Origin of the sequence: Hyphomonas sp. L-53-1-40, assembly GCF_000682775.1 — a bacterium.
Lineage (GTDB): Bacteria > Pseudomonadota > Alphaproteobacteria > Caulobacterales > Hyphomonadaceae > Hyphomonas.
On record NZ_AWFI01000016.1, the window covers coordinates 85460 to 103509 of the forward strand.

The 18050-nt window shown below is 58.7% G+C and carries 20 protein-coding genes; 9 read left to right on the forward strand and 11 right to left on the reverse strand.

Annotated elements, in window-relative coordinates; all coding sequences use genetic code 11:
* Window position 1 precedes the first annotated feature (1 nt).
* The 4 genes from L53_RS11360 to L53_RS16470 are packed head-to-tail and all read left to right on the forward strand — an operon-like array spanning window position 2 to window position 2253.
* Entirely contained in the window at window positions 2-652 is a 651-nt protein-coding gene (locus tag L53_RS11360) for a MotA/TolQ/ExbB proton channel family protein (RefSeq protein ID WP_034815732.1), read from the forward strand.
* A complete protein-coding gene (locus L53_RS11365; protein ID WP_156947904.1) occupies window positions 630-1031 on the forward strand; it encodes a biopolymer transporter ExbD in 402 nt (133 codons plus the stop codon). Before L53_RS11360 ends, L53_RS11365 begins: the two co-directional genes overlap by 23 nt.
* A complete protein-coding gene (locus L53_RS11370; protein ID WP_034815454.1) occupies window positions 1028-1408 on the forward strand; it encodes a biopolymer transporter ExbD in 381 nt (126 codons plus the stop codon). Before L53_RS11365 ends, L53_RS11370 begins: the two co-directional genes overlap by 4 nt.
* Window positions 1405-2253, forward strand: a complete 849-nt coding sequence (locus L53_RS16470) for an energy transducer TonB (RefSeq protein WP_051607871.1) — start codon at window positions 1405-1407, stop codon at window positions 2251-2253. The genes L53_RS11370 and L53_RS16470 overlap by 4 nt, the downstream gene beginning before the upstream one ends.
* 27 nt (window positions 2254-2280) lie before the next feature.
* Here the strand turns inward: L53_RS16470 and L53_RS11380 are convergent, their stop codons facing one another.
* The gene (locus L53_RS11380) at window positions 2281-3744 is read right to left on the reverse strand and encodes a DUF2271 domain-containing protein (protein ID WP_034815456.1); all 1464 of its coding nucleotides are present in this window, start codon (window positions 3742-3744) and stop codon (window positions 2281-2283) included.
* A 182-nt stretch (window positions 3745-3926) separates the two neighbouring features.
* Between L53_RS11380 and L53_RS11385 the strand changes: the two genes are divergently transcribed.
* A complete protein-coding gene (locus L53_RS11385) occupies window positions 3927-4724 on the forward strand; it encodes a DUF4198 domain-containing protein (RefSeq protein ID WP_034815458.1) in 798 nt (265 codons plus the stop codon).
* Window positions 4725-4754: 30 nt separating this feature from the next.
* Entirely contained in the window at window positions 4755-5264 is a 510-nt protein-coding gene (locus tag L53_RS11390; protein WP_051607872.1) for an EF-hand domain-containing protein, read from the forward strand.
* A gap of 359 nt (window positions 5265-5623) precedes the next feature.
* On the opposite strand, the gene L53_RS11395 is transcribed toward L53_RS11390, so the two are convergent.
* The 4 genes from L53_RS11395 to guaA all read right to left on the reverse strand — a co-directional run bounded on the left by L53_RS11395 (window position 5624) and on the right by guaA (window position 9544).
* The gene (locus L53_RS11395) at window positions 5624-7015 is read right to left on the reverse strand and encodes an alginate export family protein (protein ID WP_051607873.1); all 1392 of its coding nucleotides are present in this window, start codon (window positions 7013-7015) and stop codon (window positions 5624-5626) included.
* A 45-nt stretch (window positions 7016-7060) separates the two neighbouring features.
* A complete protein-coding gene (locus L53_RS11400) occupies window positions 7061-7471 on the reverse strand; it encodes a hypothetical protein (RefSeq protein ID WP_156947905.1) in 411 nt (136 codons plus the stop codon).
* Window positions 7472-7546: 75 nt separating this feature from the next.
* Window positions 7547-7882, reverse strand: a complete 336-nt coding sequence (locus L53_RS11405; RefSeq protein WP_034815462.1) for a helix-turn-helix transcriptional regulator — start codon at window positions 7880-7882, stop codon at window positions 7547-7549.
* Between the two features lie 99 nt (window positions 7883-7981).
* Complete coding sequence (gene guaA / locus L53_RS11410; RefSeq protein ID WP_034815473.1) at window positions 7982-9544, reverse strand: glutamine-hydrolyzing GMP synthase; 1563 nt, start codon at window positions 9542-9544, stop codon at window positions 7982-7984.
* A 98-nt stretch (window positions 9545-9642) separates the two neighbouring features.
* On the opposite strand from guaA, the gene L53_RS11415 reads away from it, so the two are divergent.
* Complete coding sequence (locus L53_RS11415; protein ID WP_156947906.1) at window positions 9643-10689, forward strand: aspartyl/asparaginyl beta-hydroxylase domain-containing protein; 1047 nt, start codon at window positions 9643-9645, stop codon at window positions 10687-10689.
* A gap of 1 nt (window position 10690) precedes the next feature.
* Here the strand turns inward: L53_RS11415 and L53_RS11420 are convergent, their stop codons facing one another.
* Together L53_RS11420 and L53_RS11425 are read right to left on the reverse strand one after the other, a co-directional pair.
* Window positions 10691-11995 carry an RsmB/NOP family class I SAM-dependent RNA methyltransferase gene (locus L53_RS11420; RefSeq protein ID WP_034815476.1) on the reverse strand — a complete coding sequence of 435 codons (1305 nt, stop codon included), beginning with the start codon at window positions 11993-11995 and terminating at the stop codon, window positions 10691-10693.
* A 72-nt stretch (window positions 11996-12067) separates the two neighbouring features.
* Window positions 12068-12970: an NAD(P)/FAD-dependent oxidoreductase gene (locus L53_RS11425; protein ID WP_034815478.1), complete on the reverse strand. Its 903-nt coding sequence runs from the start codon at window positions 12968-12970 to the stop codon at window positions 12068-12070.
* Between the two features lie 94 nt (window positions 12971-13064).
* Between L53_RS11425 and L53_RS16475 the strand changes: the two genes are divergently transcribed.
* Window positions 13065-13673, forward strand: a complete 609-nt coding sequence (locus L53_RS16475) for an N-acetyltransferase (RefSeq protein ID WP_051607875.1) — start codon at window positions 13065-13067, stop codon at window positions 13671-13673.
* A gap of 79 nt (window positions 13674-13752) precedes the next feature.
* Here L53_RS16475 and L53_RS11435 read toward each other — a convergent pair whose 3' ends face one another.
* Both L53_RS11435 and guaB read right to left on the reverse strand, forming a co-directional pair.
* Complete coding sequence (locus L53_RS11435; RefSeq protein WP_034815480.1) at window positions 13753-14409, reverse strand: hypothetical protein; 657 nt, start codon at window positions 14407-14409, stop codon at window positions 13753-13755.
* 13 nt (window positions 14410-14422) lie between these two features.
* Window positions 14423-15877, reverse strand: coding sequence for an IMP dehydrogenase (guaB, locus tag L53_RS11440; protein WP_034815483.1), 1455 nt, complete (start codon window positions 15875-15877; stop codon window positions 14423-14425).
* Between the two features lie 167 nt (window positions 15878-16044).
* On the opposite strand from guaB, the gene L53_RS11445 reads away from it, so the two are divergent.
* On the forward strand, window positions 16045-17211 hold the full coding sequence (locus tag L53_RS11445) for an indoleamine 2,3-dioxygenase (RefSeq protein ID WP_034815485.1): 1167 nt from the start codon (window positions 16045-16047) through the stop codon (window positions 17209-17211).
* A gap of 1 nt (window position 17212) precedes the next feature.
* Here the strand turns inward: L53_RS11445 and L53_RS16480 are convergent, their stop codons facing one another.
* A complete protein-coding gene (locus L53_RS16480) occupies window positions 17213-17629 on the reverse strand; it encodes a hypothetical protein (RefSeq protein WP_051607876.1) in 417 nt (138 codons plus the stop codon).
* Window positions 17626-18036 (reverse strand): GFA family protein, encoded by a 411-nt coding sequence (locus L53_RS11455; RefSeq protein ID WP_034815487.1) that lies wholly within the window; start codon window positions 18034-18036, stop codon window positions 17626-17628. Before L53_RS11455 ends, L53_RS16480 begins: the two co-directional genes overlap by 4 nt.
* Between the last annotated feature and the right edge of the window lie 14 nt (window positions 18037-18050).

The following is an 18050-nucleotide window of genomic DNA, read 5'->3' on the forward strand; positions in this document are numbered from 1 at the left end:
CATGCTCGCAATGATTCAAAACTTATATGATGTCGGCGGTCCCATCCTTACCATCCTTCTGCTTGCATCCATTTTCACGCTCGCCCTGACAGGCTTCAAATACTGGCAATTTCGGTCGGATCAGATCGGACGCCTGAAGCCGCTAAAATCTGCCATCCGCGCTCTGGACGCTGGCGATGAGCAAGGTGCATCAGATCAGCTCCGCGCATCGAAACATTGGCTGGCGAACATTCTTCTGTCCGCTTTGCCGCTACGCGGGCGAGAAGGCCTTGTTGCCCGACTAGAAGCCGAAGCCGACCTCGCGTTGCAACCCTATGAAGGTGGCTTTCGCGTCCTTGATACAATTGCTCAATTGGCCCCCCTGCTAGGGCTTCTCGGAACGGTGCTGGGGATGATTGAGGCGTTCCAGGCCCTGCAATCTGCGGGATCACAGGTAGATCCGGCAGCCCTTGCTGGCGGTATCTGGGTCGCCCTGCTGACCACCGCCGCAGGCCTCTCCGTCGCCATGCCTACATCCATTGCGCTGTCTTGGTTTGAAGCTCAGACTGACCGCGAACGCGCTTTCGCCGAGCATGCATTCACAGTCCTCGTTACACCGGAGACGCGCGAGACGTCAGCCAGAGAAATAGTTGCTGCTGGATATGGCACTTAAGCGCACCCGTGCACGCCGTCGCGCGTCGATCACGTCCCTTATCGACGTGATCTTTCTGCTGCTGCTTTTCTTTATGCTGGCTTCTAGTTTCTCAAAGTTTTCCGAGGTCGAGATAGCCTCAACCACTGCAGCCGCCGGTAAGACCTCCGACAACCCCATCCTTATACTAACCATTGGGACTGATACCCTTCTGCTGGACGGAAAGGCGATCCCGCTGAGTCATCTCGCTTACAGGCTCGAAATACATGAAAATGATGAAAGCGTACCGACAGTGGCGGTCAAGTTAACAGACGATGTTACCACGCAAACACTGATTGATGTCCTCGCTGAACTGAAACGTGCGCCCTGGATTGAGGTGCTCGTGGTGGAACCGACATGAAGCGTAGCAAACTGCAAACCCGCCGCGATCCCGTGATCTCACTGATCAACATCGTATTCCTGATACTGATCTTCTTCATGATTGCAGGAACGCTCGCCTCCCCACCTGATCCATCTGTAAGATTTGTTCAGACCCAAGATCTCGAATGCTGCGTCCCTCCAGACGCGGTGTCGATCGACAAGACCGGTCAACTACGCCGGGGAGGCGTTCCGATCCGCCTAGAGAGCCTTCTCGATAACCTGGCAGCAGATACGTCTTCCCTGCGCCTTCTTCCCGACCGTGAACTGCCAGCTGTGCAGCTTCTTGGGCTGGTGAAAGAGCTTCGAGCGAGCGGCAGGACCAATATCACTATTGTGACTGAGGACACCACAGAATGACGAAAACGAATGTACTCAAATTCTCGATTGCGCTGTCAGCAGCAGCAACAGCCCACTTGAGTGTGCTGGCATATACAGTCCCTCACGCTCCGCCGGCATTGGTGGCAGGAAACAGCTTCGGCGTGCAGTTTGGAACAATGGCCTCGTCGGTGACTACTTTACAGCCCGACGCCCTCCCTGCGGGCGAAACTGAGCCAGCCCCGGCCCAATCAGAACAGCAAACCGCCACCCTCTCCCCGCCATCATCTCAGTCACCAAAGGAGACCGCAAGAGTCGAGAAGGTCGACCCAAACGAGCCCACACCCGAAACTTCCGTCACAGATTCTGATCCGCTTCTGCCTGAAGAAAAAGTTGACGAGCCTATTGTTGTGGATCGTAAACTTGAACCTGCGGCTCAGGCAGACCCGGCCATGACAGGTTCGTCTGCGGTCTTCGCTGAAACACCCACCAACCCTTCCGGACACAAACCTGTTGGCAACAACCCACATCCAAGAGCCAAAGCGTCTGCCAACGCAAGTAGTGCACCCGCCAAGGAACCGAGCAGCGAGTCTGCAACAAGCGCCAAGTCCGCAGCAGCAGGAAATTCGGAATATTCAAACTATTCGGGAAAGGTGATGAGACACTTGTCCCAACTGCGTAGACCACGCGCGTCCGGTCCCGGATCCGCTCATATTCGATTCACGGTTTCCCCTCGTGGTACGATCAAACACATTGAAGTCTCCCAAAGCTCTGGCTCATCCAGGTTTGATCGTCAGGCCTTGATCTTTGTGAAGAAAGCATCGCCATTTCCCGCTCCACCAACTGGCATCAGCCACAGCTTTACCGTCGAGATTGAGGGGTCTTGAGGATATTCCGAGGGAACAACTTGAAAATCAGTCCGTCGAGCCAAACCGAACCGAAACGTGTCCAAGCTCAATCCCAGGCTCAATCTCATGATTGAACGCATCAGCAGAAAGGGTGAAAGTAACGCTCTCATGCTGATGCTCGCCATGTTCGCGAGCAGCTTCAAGATGCAAGATGTACTCGCCTGGACCAACTGTGTGGCCATCATCTGTCCGGCCATCCCATACAAGTTTGTATTGTCCGGGGCGCCGGGTTGGACCTGAGATCGCATCGACAAGGCTCCCGGCCTTTCGGCCAAATCGGCGGTGCCAGTAATAGTTCTCCTCCATCCAACGCGCTTGTTGACCGGCGAGCATGAGGATCCGCACCAAATTTCTGTCTTTGTCTGCAATCCATACCGCCACATAGGGGCGCTCATAGTCTGCAATATCTTGATCGGGAATCTCGAACTCAATGGAAAACTCATAGCCCGTCGGCCAGCTTGCCCCCATTTTCTTGTTCTTCTTTTCTTCGGATTTCAGGTCAGCCCAACCTGAAGTCTGATGATGTCTTTCATCCTCCGTCACGATCTCCGCTTCTACGCCCGGCAGACTCTCCATGAGATTCAATCCTCTCTTGAGGTCCATCACCAGGAGTGCCGTTGCAAGTGCGTCTGCGGTGATGGCATCTGACGCATAGACCGTCGCTGTGAGAGCGTGAAAGACTGGCCAGCCATCTGCGGGGGATATGACATGGCTATAGGGCTGCCCCCCAACCAAACGATCACGAGGTCCCGAACCGCTTGTTGCGACTGCCCCTTCATTTATCTGCACACGGCCTTCTAACGCTGATCCGCCTTCTCCAAGCTCAGAGCCGCGGGTGATCGCGACGACCCATTGTCCGTCTTGAGGGCCTGCGCCCCAGGTCCGTATGTCACCCCCAATGTTTATCAACAGTCCTGAGACCTCTGGGGACGCGGCAATGGCCGCCTCGACTGCCGTGTCCAGAATATACCCCTTTGCCAAAGAATCGGTAGCGAAAATCACCTCATCCGGTCGGTTGACGGTTCCCTTCCCCGCATCAATTTCAACACTGGCGCGCCGTATCTCTCCAGCAGTTATTCGCATGGCGGGACGGTTTGGCAATTTGTGCTCACGTGCGGCGACGGCCCATGTATCGATCAAGCTGCCAATACGACAGCTCAGCGCATTCGACGTTTGCATCCGATAGGCTTCACAGCGCTCCAGTACACGAACCATGTCGTCAGTCACTGTCGTGTCGCTGGAGCGATTTAGACGCGATATCTCGCTGGAGTTGTCATACGTGCTGAATACGCCGCGCAAACGTTCGATCTCCTTGAGAATCGCCTCCTCTGCCTTGTCGGCATCTATCTCTGAGGGGGCATTCACAACAATATCCAGGGACGTTCCGAGAACATGATCATGATGTCGTTTGAATATATCCGCCGTCGCGACACCGGGTAACATGGCCAGCAGAACGGATGTCAAAGCCATGCCTGACAAGGTCTTTCGCATCAAAATCTCCGTGGATTGAGCGTGCAGACGCGCTGTCTGCACTTAAAAGGCGCTGAGCACGACGGCCGCCGCAAAAATCAAAAATCTCTACTTGCAACTAAATCGCATTCTCAGTACATGCAAGTGATAATTATTCTCAATAATGTGACTGAGGGGTCTTTATGACAATTCTGAAATTTGGCGCAGCCGGAATCTTGACGGCTACCACGCTTTGCGCAGCCGCTTACGCTCATACATCTTTTATGTATCCCAATGCATTCGTCACGACGGAAGGCGATCACGTCACTGTGCAGGCATCCTTTAGTGAAGACCCCTTCATGCCAGAGATCGCCGTTCTTTCGGAGGACTATCATGTCATTCTTCCGGATGGCGCGCGGGAAGACTTCAAGACCCTAACCCAATTGCGCCAGTTGGTTGTTCTGGAAAGTGATCTGGACACCGAGGGAACCTATCGATTTACCACCGGTGTCCGCTTGGGTCGAAAAAGCAAGAAGGCCCTTGTTGATGGTGAATGGCAGGCGGTTTTCGGACCCGATGCGGAAGTTCCTCAAAATGCAACCGAGGTCATCACCAGTCAGACCGAAACGGTTGCTGACGTCTATGTAACGAAAGGAGCTTCCACGTGGGAGGCGGTCAACTTGCCAATCGGCCGCTTGCTTATCACGCCCGTCACCCACCCGAACGAGATTTATCTAGGAGAGGGATTTGAATTCAAGCTCCTCTTCGATGGCCAGCCGCTTGCTGGCCAATCTGTGGAAATCAAACGGCAGGGCGGAACTTATGAAACGCCGAAATACGAACGCCATGTAGATGCAGATGACTCCGGAACCGTGAGCCTGTCTTTCGACAAGCCAGGCAAATACCTCCTCATGACCCGTCACGCGGTGGACGCGCCAGAAGGCGCGGAGACTGACGAACGCAGCTACACAACCTCCCTGACTTTCGAAGTTGCTCGGTAAAAACCCTTACACCAGAACGGAAACCCAAACATGAAATCCATTTACTCGGTCTTGTTGACCCTGGCGCTCGCGCCTCTCGCCGCGTGTGCCACCCATGACACCAAAGCGTCGGCTGAAGCCGAGACCGCAAGCGCGGCCACAGTCACGCCTGAGTCCGAAACCCCACGTCGCTCAGCTGACGGACATAGCAAGGATGCATTCTTCCAAAAGTATGACCGCGATGGAGATGGGCAAGTCACCGAAGCCGAATTCATGTCAGAGCGCGCGAACGGCTATCTCAGACGCGATGCCAACGGAGACGGAAATGTCCAGTCTGAAGAATATGTTTCCGAATATGAAACCCGCTTGCTCGAGCAACTTGAGGCTCAGCGCAAACGCCAAATCGACCAGGCAGATTTCCGGTTTACCGTGCTTGACAAGGACGAGGATGGGAATCTTTCCCTCGACGAATTTCATGCGTCCGGCAAGCGGATGTTCTCGACCCTCGACACGAACAAGGACGGATCGGTCGACGATCTGGACAACAAAGATAATTACTAGTCCAGACAGTGCTGAACAAAAACAACCAATCCTCTCACTGGAGTCCAATGGAAGGAGGCGCCTGCCCCCTTCCATTGGACGGCATCCTGACGATTTCCGATTTCGAGACCCGCAATCGCTTGACTTCGCCATCGTCTGAATCGTAACCGGGTCGATCCGCCGTTGAAATTGACACAAATCCACACCGAGGAATGTATTGCGACCAACTTCTGCACACTCGGTACCCGCCAGACGCAAACATCCCCGCGAGCTTGAAGTCCTCGAATAAAAAAATACCGAAGACATTTACATGCATGCTGACCCGATGGGAGCGCTTCCCGGAGGACGAGATAGCGTTCAAATCTGTCCAGGATGGCTCCCTAGAAGGTAAAGGTAAGTTGTGCGTATCCGAACAGTGTCCCGTCCCCATCTGGACCACCCGGCACGTCTTTGGCAAATTCGCCATAGATCAGGGCGGAGGCACCGAGTTCCAGGCGGAGACTATCCGGCAGCACCCAGTAGCGTGCCCGCCCGTCCAGCGTGTGTCCGATGAAATCGCCGGATTGGCCGGACGGATCCCGCAGCTTGGCAATGACCCAGCTGTCAGTCTTCGACGCCAGATGCGCCGCATGATAGTAGAATCGGGCGTCCCATCGGGCATTCGGTTTCACTTCCACCCGAAAGCCCGGCGCATTCAGATTGGCGGGAGTCAGAGGCCCGTGAATGCTGGTATTATTGAGATCGGTCCGCCGGGACCCGAACAGGCGCTCATGCTGGTGGTAATTGAGGTCAAACGGGTCCTCGTCGCCGCTGGCATGATAGTATTCCAACGCAAAGCGTGGCTGCCATGGCGTATCGAATGTATACCCGACCGCGGCAAACAGCATGGAGGCCTCCACCTGAAGGCTTTGCGTGTCCATTGGATCGTTTGAGGCGTAGCGGCTGCCGCGTCTAAGGGCGCCTTCTAGGTCAATGTCCCACTGTCCGGGAACAGGCTTCCGGTACAGACGAAAGCCCGGCGCGAAATAGGACCTGTCAGGCGTCGGGAAGTCGCCGGAATCCCGCTCTTCCAGTCCGTAGGCGAACACTTCGCCCCAGAGGCCCGGCGCCAAAGCCGGCAAGATATCCGCGCGGCGATAATGCACGCCCCAGATGCGCCGCTCCCACTGTTCCTCATCCCCTGACAGTTCATTGTCATCCAGCGCAGGCCGCGCATCCGGATAGCGCGCGGTCGGCACGACATAGACCAGATGGAGTTCGTCCCCGCGCTCAGCCGTGGAGACGAAATACGCACCGGTATAGCTCTTGATGACATTGGCAAAATCAACGCGCTCGATCTGGCGTTTCGAGCCGATGGAGACCGTCTGCCGCCCAAGGGTCAACTTGCTGGACGAGCCCTCCCCGAAGACGCCCGGCAACTCGTCGATACGGGCATAGAGCTGGAGAAGGTCCAGCGGATTGGCGATGCTGCTGGAAAGCGGCGTGCCGGTATCGGCCAGATAGGTCCGGCTGTCCTGTATCTCGACCCCGAAAGAGATCGGCCCGGTGTCTGCTTCAGCCAGCAATAGGCTGCGGAACAGGAGCAATTGTTCGCCGCCCTCACCGCCGGCCCGAAACTGCCCCTGCAGCGTCTCATAGCGGACGCGGGTCTCACCCTTGAGCGTCAGCCAGGCCGGAGTGTCTACGGCATCCCTGAGCCGAAAAGCCTCCTCCGCCTCGGCAACAGAGCATATGTGCGCCATCAGCGCGAAGGCCCACAAAATTCGTCGCATATTCTCTCCCGCTTCGCGCCCGTGTCACGTTGCGGTTCTAAAACATTATTTGACCGATAATTGAAGTGTTCCGCTGGTCTCAGCTGTAAGAATTGTCTGGCAAATCCCGCTTTCAAACGCGCCGAACGGGCATGTCAGGCCTTCCTCCATCAATTTCAAGGTGACCGGCGAAGCCCCGGTCTGATAGGTGCAGGCGGCGGTTGAGACATCGCGCACAAACAACATGTCCGTACTGTTTGAGCCCCGCCCCTTCACGCTGGCATCCGCCTCACCCCGTCCGGTGACCGCGACACAGTCGATATCCCAGTTTCCAGAGCCGCTTGCGCGCAGCTCCAGGTCACCGGTTGTGGCAGAAGTTTCGGCCGGCGCCCGGACCGAGTCCAGCGCGCCCGCGCAGGCCGCCAGTCCCATACCGGTCAAAGCGATTATCGCGTACGTCCTCAGTCCAGTTCGCATATCATCCTCCCGTGCGACTTTGGGAAGACCTTAGCGCGATACAGACTTTATTTCAATATTCTGCCGAATATTGATTTAACAATTTATCTTCGATTTCCTGGCGAGCGGATCACACACTTCCGGATGACCGTGACAGCAATTGTCGACAAGCACCGAGAGCAACTGGTTCACGCCATCAATCCTGGCCGTATAGATCATCCGGCGCCCGTCACGCGCGACGCTGACCAGCCCGGAATTCACCAATATGTTGAGATGTCCCGACAGCTTGTTAGGCGCGACGTCCAGATGTTCGGCAATGGCGCCTGCCTGCAAACCTTCCGGCCCCGCCTCCATGAGGGCCCGGAACGTCAGCAGCCGGGTCTCCTGCCCAAGCGCGGAGAGCTGTTTCAGCGTGTCGGTCAGATCAGTCATACGGGCGATTCTACCGCGTTTGGGCCGCGTGTACAGAGCGGCGAGAAATGGACTCTCAGGACAACAAGCCGAGAATAACCGTCACCCAGGGCAAAGTCACTATTCCCACTCGATCGTGCCGGGCGGCTTGCTGGTCACGTCATAGACGACACGGTTGACCCCCTTCACCTCATTGATGATGCGGGTCGCGACGCGGCCGAGGAAATCATGCTCATACGGATAATAGTCCGCCGTCATACCATCTGTTGATGTGACCGCGCGCAGGGCCAGCACGGCCTCATAGGTACGCTCGTCCCCCATCACGCCAACCGTATTGACCGGCAGCAAAACGCTGAAGGCCTGCCAGATTTCGTCGTACAGTCCCGCCTTGCGGATCTCGTCGATATAGATCGCGTCCGCCTTGCGCAGCGTGTCGGCCTTCTCGCGCGTGATCTCGCCGGGAATGCGGATCGCAAGGCCCGGTCCGGGGAATGGGTGCCGCCCGATAAAGCTCTCCGGCAGGCCAAGCTCACGGCCCAGCGCGCGCACTTCATCCTTGAACAACTCGCGGAGCGGCTCGACCAGTTTCATGTTCATGCGTTCCGGCAGGCCGCCAACATTGTGGTGGCTCTTGATCGTCACGCTTGGCCCGCCAATGGCCGAGACGCTCTCGATCACGTCCGGATAGAGCGTACCCTGCGCGAGGAAATCCGCGCCGCCGATCTTCTTGGCTTCCTCATCGAACACATCGATGAACAGGCCGCCGATGATCTTGCGCTTGCGTTCAGGGTCGGACACGCCTTCCAGCTTGCCGAGGAACAGGTCCGATGCATCCACATGCACGAGCGGGATGTTGTAATGTTCGCGGAACAGGCTCACCACCTGCTCGCTTTCGCCCTGGCGCATCAGTCCGTGATCGACGTAAACACAGGTCAGCTGGTCGCCGATGGCTTCATGGATCAACACAGCGGCGACCGAGGAATCCACCCCGCCCGACAGGCCACAGATGACCCGGCCCTTGCCGACCTGCTCGCGGATTTTCTCAATGGCTTCGGCCCGGTAGGCCGCCATTGTCCAGTCGCCCTTCAGGCCCGCCACGCCATGCGTGAAATTGCGCAGCAATTCGCGCCCATGCACTGTATGAACAACTTCCGGATGGAATTGCGTACCATAGAATTTGCGCTCGGGGTCCGAAATGATGGCATAGGGCGCGCCCGGTGATTTCGCGATCACGCCAAAGCCCGGCGCCATATCGGCGACATGGTCGCCATGGCTCATCCAGACTTGCTCGCTATCACCTGAATGGAACAGGTCTGACAGGATCGGGTCATCGACGACCTTCTCGATGAAAGCCCGGCCGAATTCACGGCTCGTGCCGCTTTCGACCTTGCCACCCAGTTGCTGCATCATGACCTGTTGGCCATAGCAGATGCCGAGCACCGGCACGCCGAGGTCGAAGATCGCATCATCGGCGCGCGGGCTGTCGTCCCATGTCACGCTGGAAGGTCCGCCCGACAGGATCACGGCCTGCGGGTCATACTCACCGAGAAACGCCGCATCGACCTTGTTGAAAGGATGGATTTCACAATAGACGCCGCTCTCGCGCAGGCGTCGTGCGATCAGTTGCGTCACCTGGCTGCCGAAATCGACGATGAGGGCGCGTTCGTGTCTCTGCTCAGTCATGGCGCCCGATAGCCGAGCTTGAGGGATTCGTCCACAGGCTACGGGCGGTTCCCGCGTCACTATTGACGCTGCGCCCGAAACTGGACGACGATCAGGTCATGACTGACACGACTTCACTCAGCCAATTGAAACAGGCTGCCCTCGACCGGGCCCGCGCCGGAGACTGGAACGGGGCCGCCGACACGCTGCACACCGTGCTGGCACAATCCCCGAACGATCTTGGCAGCCTGCTCTTGCTCGGCGATGTCAGCCATTCGGGCGGCAATATCCAGGCCGCCAGTGACGGGTATCGCGCCGCACTCGCCCTCGCCGGCCAGATGCCGAACCTTCCCGCTACGGTTCAGGCCGGCCTGCAGCGCGCCCAGACCCGGCTCGCCGTTTATGCCTCGGACTATGCCGCCCGGCTGGACGGTCTGATCCCGCCTTCCGAGCGCTCGGCCCGATTCAACCAGTCCCTCGACATCCTGCTTGGACGCCAGCCCGTCTATCTCCAGGAACCGCGCCGCTATTATTTCCCCGGCCTGCCCCAGATCCAGTTCTACGACACGGCTCAGTTCGACTGGGTACAGGATATGGAAGACAGAACCCCTGACATACAGGCCGAACTCCGCACCGTCCTCGCCGAGGACCAGGCGAGCTTCCGTCCCTATATCGAGCGCGGTGCAGGCCATCTTGGCGGACAGGACCATCACCTGCTCGACAATACAGACTGGAGCGCCTTCTATCTCTGGAAAGACGGGCAGAAGATCGAAGCCAACTGCGCCCGTTGCCCGATCACCACGGCCGCGCTTGAACGCGTCCCGCTTGATTTTGCAGACGGCAAGTGCCCATCCGTCTTGTTTTCGGTCCTGAAGCCCGGCGCACACATCCCGCCGCACAATGGCATGGTGAACACGCGGCTGATCTGTCACCTGCCGCTGATCGTGCCCGGCCCGGCCTGGCTACGCGTCGGCAGTGAGACGCATCACTGGCAGGAAGGCAAGATCGTGATCTTCGATGACACGATCGAACATGAAGCGAAGAACGAAGCGGACGAGACCCGCATCGTACTCCTGTTCGATGTCTGGCGACCCGAACTGAGCGACCAGGAACGGCGCGAAGTTGCCACCCTGCTGGGGGCGATCGACAGTTTCAGCGAGAGCTGACCTAGGCCCGCCGCAAGACCGCAAAGAAGAAGCCATCCGTGCCGGCCCGGCGCGGCGTCAGGCGCACACTGCCGGTGGGGCCGCGATATTTGCGCACCAGGGCCGCGCCCTCTTCGGTGAGCAGGCCGGAGGCGATCGCGGACTCGGCCGCATCTTCCTCGGAAAATTCCGGATGCGCCGCCAGGAACTTCGCCACGCGGTCCTCGTCTTCTTCCATAAGGAAGGAGCAAGTCGCATAGAGCAGACGCCCGCCCGGTTTCACATAGGCGCTGGCGGCGGCGAGAATCTCGTCCTGCTCGCCCATGCGCTTTTCCAGCTGGCGTTCTTTCAGCCGCCACTTGGCGTCCGGACGCCGACGCCATGTGCCGGTCCCCGTGCAGGGCGCGTCCACGAAAACGAGGTCCATCTGGTCGGATAGGTCTTCCAGCTGAGTCGGCTCGCTCGGATGCACCAGTTGCACATTGTGTGCGCCGGAACGTTTGAGGCGCGGGATCAGCGCCGACAGGCGCCGCCCGTCAATGTCATAGGCAAATATCTGGCCTTTGCCCTGCATCTGCGCGGCCATGGCCAGCGTCTTGCCGCCACCCCCTGCGCAATAATCCATGACTTGCTCGCCCGGCTGGGCATTCGCCGCTGCAGACGCGATCTGGCTGCCCGCATCCTGCACTTCGACCCAGCCCTTGGAATAGGCCGGAATGCTCTCCAGAGAGGCTTCGCGCTCGCTCGGGTCGCGGGCGGGAATATTGAACGCGTTGAGCAATAGCGGCGATGCTTCGGCTTTCGCGCTGCGCAGCGGCTGGGACGCTTTCTCGGCATCCACTTTCAGCGTGTTGACGCGAAGGTCCACATCGGCGCGCACGGCCATTGCCTGTGCCTCGACAGCGGCTTCCTCGCCGAACACACGCGCCATCATGGGCGCCATCCATTCGGGATAGTCGCCTTGTACATGCGGCGGCGCGACCGGGTCCGGGGCCATGACGAGGCGTTCGCGCTCCTGCAGGGTCAGCTTGGAGGGCGCATGGTCTTCATCCATGGCCGAGTCGATTTCCTTGATATTCCAGCTCCAGGCATGTGCCAACGCGCCGAGGATCAGGCCGCGCGGACTGTCATCGCCCATCGCATGCGCAATCGAATTGCGCTTGCGCAGCGCGTCCAGCACGAGGCCGCTGACCCATGCCCGGTCTTTCGAACCGGCATAACGCGCGCGCTTGCCCCAGTCCCGCGCAGCCGATTTCACCGGCTGGTGCCGGGTCAGCACGTCGTTCAGCACGTCTATTGCCGCTGCGATGCGTCCGCCATTGCGCATGGGATTTGCCCCTCAAGTCTCTGCAAACCGCCCTGTTACCCCGCAAAATGGGCAAGGGAAACCGGCAATAGCTTAACCGGCGGTCTGAATCACATGCGCCGCCATGGCGCGGCCGCTCTCGACCGCATCACTCGCGAGCCGTCCGAGCGCCCAATCTCCGCCGGCGATCAGCCGTCCATCGGCACTCGCGGCAAAAGGCATCCCGAGCGGCGTGCGCACGCGTGCATACCGCCAGCGATGGGCGGCCAGGTAGTCAGGTTCGCCAGGCAAATCCACCTGCTCCCGGACGGCTTCCAGCAACCGCGCCGCTGCGTCATCCTTTTCCAGTTCCAGATTCTCCGCGCTCCAATCCGCGCTCGCATGCACTGTCCAGCGTTCTAGGCCCGTCTGGCCGGGCTTCGCCAGCATGGGGATCGCTTTTGCAAGCGCACCGTCCAGCGTGAGAGCCTCCTGCTCCAGCCCGGTCGGGTCTGCGAAGGCCATCAACAGCGTCCAGAGCGGCGACACGTCTGCTTTGGTGATCTGCGCTGACAGCGTGGCATCCGCCGCAGTGAGCGTTGCAGCCTGTATGGGCGGAGCCGTCACGATCACCCGGTCGAAGACACCCAGACCCACGCCCTGCTGGTCGCTCAGCCTCCAGCCATGTTCCGCGCGGATCAGCGGCTGAACTTCCACTGATTTGCGAATATCCAGTCCGCCAGATATTGCACGGGCGAGTGCGCTCATGCCGGGCAGCCCTGTCTGGCGCATCTCGTCCGGCGCGCTGCGCCAAACCTCGCCGCCACCCGGCACGCAGGCCGGAACCCCAGGTGCACCATGGTCGATCGGCCCGAAATCCGTGCGACGCGTCGCCAGACGACCGCCCAGTCCGCGGCTCTTCTCGAATATGACCGGTGTCATACCCGTCTCCGTCAATGCCCGTCCGACGGCGAGCCCAGCCAGTCCTGCCCCGATGATTGCGATCCTGTCCGTCATGCTGATTCCCTGTATCAATTACAGTTCAAGCTAGGGCGCGGTCTGGCCAAGTCCCGTAAATAGTGGCTGGATAGCGTGGCTGGAGAGGTAATCGATGCTCAAACTGGACCTGCCACCGCAGGTGACGACTGCAAGCCCGGCTGACTGGCAACAGATCGGCGACATCACGGCTGACGCGTTTTCCGAAGATCCCATCAATCGCTGGATATTCGGCACCGACGCCGCCATCCGGGCGACCTTCCGACAACTGGCGCGAGACATGTATCTTCCTGAGGGTATCTGCCACCAGATTGGCGATGATGCCGCCACGATGTGGGCCTTGTCCGAAACGCGGCATGGCCTGACATCACTCCAGACCTTCCGGCTGGTCCTTTCACTTCTCAGCAAAGGATCAAAAGGCACCGTGAAACGGGCGCTGACGGCCGGCGAGATCATGCAGCAATATCATCCGACCGAACGCCACCTCTACCTCTTCACAATCGGCACACGGAAGGCTGCGCGTGGCAAAGGCCTCGGCAAGACGATATTGCGCCCCATGCTGGACGCCGCCGACCGCGCGGGCCTGCCCTGCTATCTGGAAAACTCGAACCCCGCCAATTCCGGCTTCTATATGAGCCACGGCTTCGAACGCATGAAACTGTTCGAGGTCGGAGAAGGCTCACCGCAGATGGAAGCTATGTGGCGGGACCCATTGGTTCAATGAGGGTCTCATCCTGAGCGAAGTCGAAGGACGAGGCCCGACTCGCATCAAGCCCGCCCTAGGTCGCGATGCGGCGGAAGGCTTATTGACGCCTCCAACATTTCCAATCCAACTCGACTCGAATAGCAGGCACTTGCGTACGACTAGGTTGCGGGAATGTCGTATCGTCATTCACGACTGCAAGTTCACATAGATACCGACTAGTCAGAAAAACTCCGACTTCCCCAACTGATGCTGGTATAGTGTCCTCGTTTACAGTCACTAAGAATTCGCGATCCACAAGCATTAACCCGACCTCTAAATACGGGGTGAGTTGCCTGTGATCATCATTCTGCAATTGTATATTTCCAGAAACTTCCGGCGCTGAATACTCATCCAGCAACAAAGCATCTAGGAACTGACTATATTCGGTCAGCCTCGAATGAAAAAGCATCTTCTGGGCTTCAGACTCGCTAATCTTTCTAACGTAGTCGTCTGCTTCTACCTGATACTCTTGCCTTAGTATCGATATCTGATTCTGGAGATTCTTCACTTCATCAGAGAGCTCATCGTTCTCGCGCCCCAAGCTCTGAACTTGCGTAGTCAAATTCCGGTTCGCATTATCTCTCTTCACGAACTTGTTTGCATCATGCGCAAGAAAGATTTGGATGATCGCAACAATTAGGCCTAAAACTGCCAACAACGAAGTACCCGCTACTATGAGTGGGTGTTCCGACAGTAGTCGCTTGGCCTTTTCCAATCGCCCCACCTTCCTACCGCGTCAGCGAATAATTCGGGCTTTCCCGTGTCATCTGCACGTCGTGCACGTGGCTTTCCTGAAGGCCTGCGCCGGTGATCTGGACGAATTCGGCTTTCTCGTGCAGCTCGGTGATCGTCTTGGCACCGACATACCCCATGGCGGCACGCAAGCCACCCACCATCTGGTGGATGATCGGGCCGAGCGGGCCCTTGAACGGCACCTGGCCTTCAATGCCTTCCGGCACCAGCTTCTCCTGTGCGGCGTCCTTCTGGAAATAGCGGTCGGCCGAGCCGCGCGCCATCGCGCCGAGGCTTCCCATGCCGCGATAGGCCTTGTACGAACGGCCCTGATACAGGAACACCTCGCCCGGCGCCTCTTCCGTGCCCGCGAACATGGAGCCCATCATGGCGGTCGATGCCCCGGCGGCCAGCGCCTTGGCAAAGTCACCAGAGAATTTGATGCCGCCATCGGCGATCACCGGAACGCCGCTTGACTGGGCGGCTTCTGCGCACGCCTCGATGGCGGTCAGCTGCGGCACGCCCACACCAGCGACAATCCGCGTCGTACAGATGGAGCCCGGTCCGATGCCGACCTTCACCGCGTCCGCGCCCGCATCGATCAGCGCCTTGGTCGCCTCGGCCGTCGCCACGTTCCCAGCAATGATCTGGACGGAATTGGATATCTTCTTCGCCCGCTCAACCGCCTGCGCGACAGAGATCGAATGGCCATGCGCGGTGTCAATGATGACACAATCCACGCCCGCCGCGATCAGAGCTTCGGTGCGCTCGAACCCGGCATCGCCTACGGTCGAGGCCGCCGCGACGCGCAAGCGACCGGCGGCGTCCTTGGCGGCATTGGGGTTCACGGCTGCCTTGTCCATGTCCTTCACGGTCAGCAGGCCGACGCAGCGATTATCGTCATCCACGATGACCAGCCGCTCGATCCGATGCTTGTGCAACAGGCGCCGGGCTTCCTCGTTCGGCGTGTCCATTTTCACGGTCACGACCTCTTTCGTCATCAGGTTTGCCACCGATTCCGAGACGTCATCGGCAAAGCGCGTATCGCGATTGGTGATGATGCCGACCACCTTGCCGCTCTTGTCCACGACCGGCACGCCGGAAAAGCCCGTGCGCTGTTTAAGCTCGACCAGATCACCAAGGCTCGCACTCGGCGAGATCGTGACGGGATTCATCACCACGCCGCTCTCATATTTCTTCACCATGGCCACTTCACCGGCCTGCTGTTCGATTGAGAGATTGCGGTGGATCACGCCGATACCGCCGGACTGCGCCATGGCAATCGCCAGGCGTGCCTCGGTCACCGTGTCCATCGCCGCCGAGATCAGCGGAATGTTCAGCGGAATGGCTTTGGTCAGGAAGGTGGAGACGTTGACGTCAGCGGGCATGACCTCGCTGGCCCCGGGCTGGAGCAGCACGTCGTCGAAGGTAATGGCTTGCCGGATTTTCATGTGGGGAGCTCCCTTTTTGGCCCAATAAGGGAGTCGCGAGCCTTTGTGAAGTCCCCTCCTGAAAATCCCTGCAATGTGCGAGCTTTTCGCAGAATATGGTCTGGCCAATCCCGCGAAAGCAGAGTTAGTTTCAAATGAAATAAAATGCTTTTGGGAGGAAGCACATCATGAAGCTTGCAGATTATGGCCTCAGCCGCGACCGGGGTTTCCTGTCATCTTTCGATCCAGCCAATGTGACCCTGCCGGAATTTCTTCATCCGGTTCGCGATGTCGCGCTGGCCTTGCCGCGCATTCTGCCGACAGGTCGCGTCCGCGCCCATCTTGAATCCCTGCCCCAACTCGACCTGACCGACTTTCTCGCCACCGCGACTGACGCCGAACAGCGTATCGCCATGCTGCATTACAGCTTCATGGTCCAGTCCTATGTCTGGGGCGAACCGGAGGCACCGAAATCCCTGCCCGCCTGTCTTGCCGTGCCGATCTGGCAGATCGGAAAAGCCATCGGCCAGCCGCCCCTGTTGCCCTATTCCAGCTATACGTTGGAAAACTGGGGCCGGTTCGACCCGGCTGGCCCGATTGATCTTTCCAATATCTATACAATCCAGCATTTCGACGGCGGCCTCGACGAAGCCTGGTTCATTCTTGTCCATGTCGCGATCGAGGCGCGGGCGGGCGAATTGCTTGAAGAGGCGACCCAGCTGATCGGCCATTTGCAGGCAGCCGACCAAGCCCGCATCGAATTAAGCCTCAGAGCGATGTCCACGGCATGGGACGATATCAATGCCATCTTCGACCGCATGCCGGACCAGTGTGACCCCTATGTCTATTTCCACCGCGTCCGCCCCTGGATTCATGGCTGGAAGGACAATCCCGCCCTTGGCGATGGCCTTGTCTATGAAGGCGTTGCTGAAACCCTTGGCGCGCCGCAGGCCTTCCGCGGGCAGACCGGCTCTCAATCCTCCATTGTGCCGGCCATGGATGCGCTGCTCAGCGTCGGACACGCGGCAGACCCATTGCGCACATTCCTTGACGAGTTGCATGCCTATCGTCCGCCCACTCATCGCCGCTTCATCGAGGATTTGCGCGCGAACAGTTCGCTGCGCGCCTTCATCGAGGGCGCAGGCAACAAGGCCCTGACCGAACTCTACAATGAGAGTGTGATGAAACTCGCACGGTTCCGCACGCGCCATCTGGAATATGCGGCCAGCTATATCAACAAGCAATCAAAGGGCGGCGCCGGCAATGATCCGGATGTGGGCACCGGCGGCACACCTTTCATGAAATATCTCAAGAAGCACCGCGACGAAGCGCAGGCGCACCTTCTTCCCGTGTAATCTAGTCTACGCAGAGCGCCGGTGTCGCGCGTCCATTTTCGACGGTGGCATAGCATCCGAAGGGGTTGTCAGTCGCTTGGCACTTGCCCGTAACAGGCTTGCCGGCTTCTGGCATATCGTCGCCGAGGCTGAGACGGCACTGGCCAATGCAATCGGCATTATCCGCACACGCCTTTCCGGCGTCTTCGAAGGGCTGAATGCACTGTTCCCACCCCCGCATGCCGTCACGCGCAACGCGACCGCCTGCGGATTCACACGCGGCACGTTCGGCCCCTGTGGCCTTTTCTCCCGCGAACTGGATCTTTTCATAAGGGTCCGCCCCCGACCCATACACGCCGTCGCTGGAATAGACGTCCTGCAGATAGGCACAGCCCGACACTACTGCACCTGCGAGTATGATGGAAATTATCCTGATCATTGGCCCGGAAACCTTTCAAATCTGGCGATATCGTCTGGAACATGATGGAAGCTTTGCGCATCCGCAATCTGCATGGCCATTTGGGCCGCACCGAACACGGAGGGATCATCCAGTGTGCCGACTTTCAGGATCACCGCCTGCGGCAGTGAGGGGGATCGCGTTGCGATATGCGTTCCGCAATCGGAGCAAAATTCGCGTAGCGCTCCACGTTCCAGATCTCCCCGGCGATATCCTTTTGGCTTGCCGAGCGTGTAACGGAACTCCGCAGTTGGCATCGCCATGATCGTATTGGCCTGCCCACCCGTGAAGTATTGGCATTCCCGACAATGGCAACTTGCCTTCATGATCGCATCGCCTCCCGCCTCATACCGGATCGCGCCGCAATAACATCCACCTTTGATGGCCATTAACTTTCTCCCTG

Bases quoted from the DNA above. Each gene is read 5' to 3' on its own strand.
- L53_RS11420 (WP_034815476.1), bottom strand. From the start codon at position 11,995: ATGCGCAATGGCGGACGCATCGCAGCGGCAATAGACGTGCTGAACGAC.
- L53_RS11395 (WP_051607873.1), bottom strand. From the start codon at position 7,015: ATGCGACGAATTTTGTGGGCCTTCGCGCTGATGGCGCACATATGCTCT.
- L53_RS11390 (WP_051607872.1), top strand. From the start codon at position 4,755: ATGAAATCCATTTACTCGGTCTTGTTGACCCTGGCGCTCGCGCCTCTC.
- L53_RS11425 (WP_034815478.1), bottom strand. From the start codon at position 12,970: ATGACGGACAGGATCGCAATCATCGGGGCAGGACTGGCTGGGCTCGCC.
- guaB (WP_034815483.1), bottom strand. From the start codon at position 15,877: ATGAAAATCCGGCAAGCCATTACCTTCGACGACGTGCTGCTCCAGCCC.
- L53_RS16475 (WP_051607875.1), top strand. From the start codon at position 13,065: ATGCTCAAACTGGACCTGCCACCGCAGGTGACGACTGCAAGCCCGGCT.
- L53_RS11415 (WP_156947906.1), top strand. From the start codon at position 9,643: ATGACTGACACGACTTCACTCAGCCAATTGAAACAGGCTGCCCTCGAC.
- L53_RS16480 (WP_051607876.1), bottom strand. From the start codon at position 17,629: ATGATCAGGATAATTTCCATCATACTCGCAGGTGCAGTAGTGTCGGGC.
- L53_RS16470 (WP_051607871.1), top strand. From the start codon at position 1,405: ATGACGAAAACGAATGTACTCAAATTCTCGATTGCGCTGTCAGCAGCA.
- L53_RS11445 (WP_034815485.1), top strand. From the start codon at position 16,045: ATGAAGCTTGCAGATTATGGCCTCAGCCGCGACCGGGGTTTCCTGTCA.
- L53_RS11455 (WP_034815487.1), bottom strand. From the start codon at position 18,036: ATGGCCATCAAAGGTGGATGTTATTGCGGCGCGATCCGGTATGAGGCG.
- L53_RS11370 (WP_034815454.1), top strand. From the start codon at position 1,028: ATGAAGCGTAGCAAACTGCAAACCCGCCGCGATCCCGTGATCTCACTG.
- L53_RS11405 (WP_034815462.1), bottom strand. From the start codon at position 7,882: ATGACTGATCTGACCGACACGCTGAAACAGCTCTCCGCGCTTGGGCAG.
- L53_RS11360 (WP_034815732.1), top strand. From the start codon at position 2: ATGCTCGCAATGATTCAAAACTTATATGATGTCGGCGGTCCCATCCTT.
- L53_RS11400 (WP_156947905.1), bottom strand. From the start codon at position 7,471: ATGCGAACTGGACTGAGGACGTACGCGATAATCGCTTTGACCGGTATG.
- guaA (WP_034815473.1), bottom strand. From the start codon at position 9,544: ATGACTGAGCAGAGACACGAACGCGCCCTCATCGTCGATTTCGGCAGC.
- L53_RS11380 (WP_034815456.1), bottom strand. From the start codon at position 3,744: ATGGCTTTGACATCCGTTCTGCTGGCCATGTTACCCGGTGTCGCGACG.
- L53_RS11385 (WP_034815458.1), top strand. From the start codon at position 3,927: ATGACAATTCTGAAATTTGGCGCAGCCGGAATCTTGACGGCTACCACG.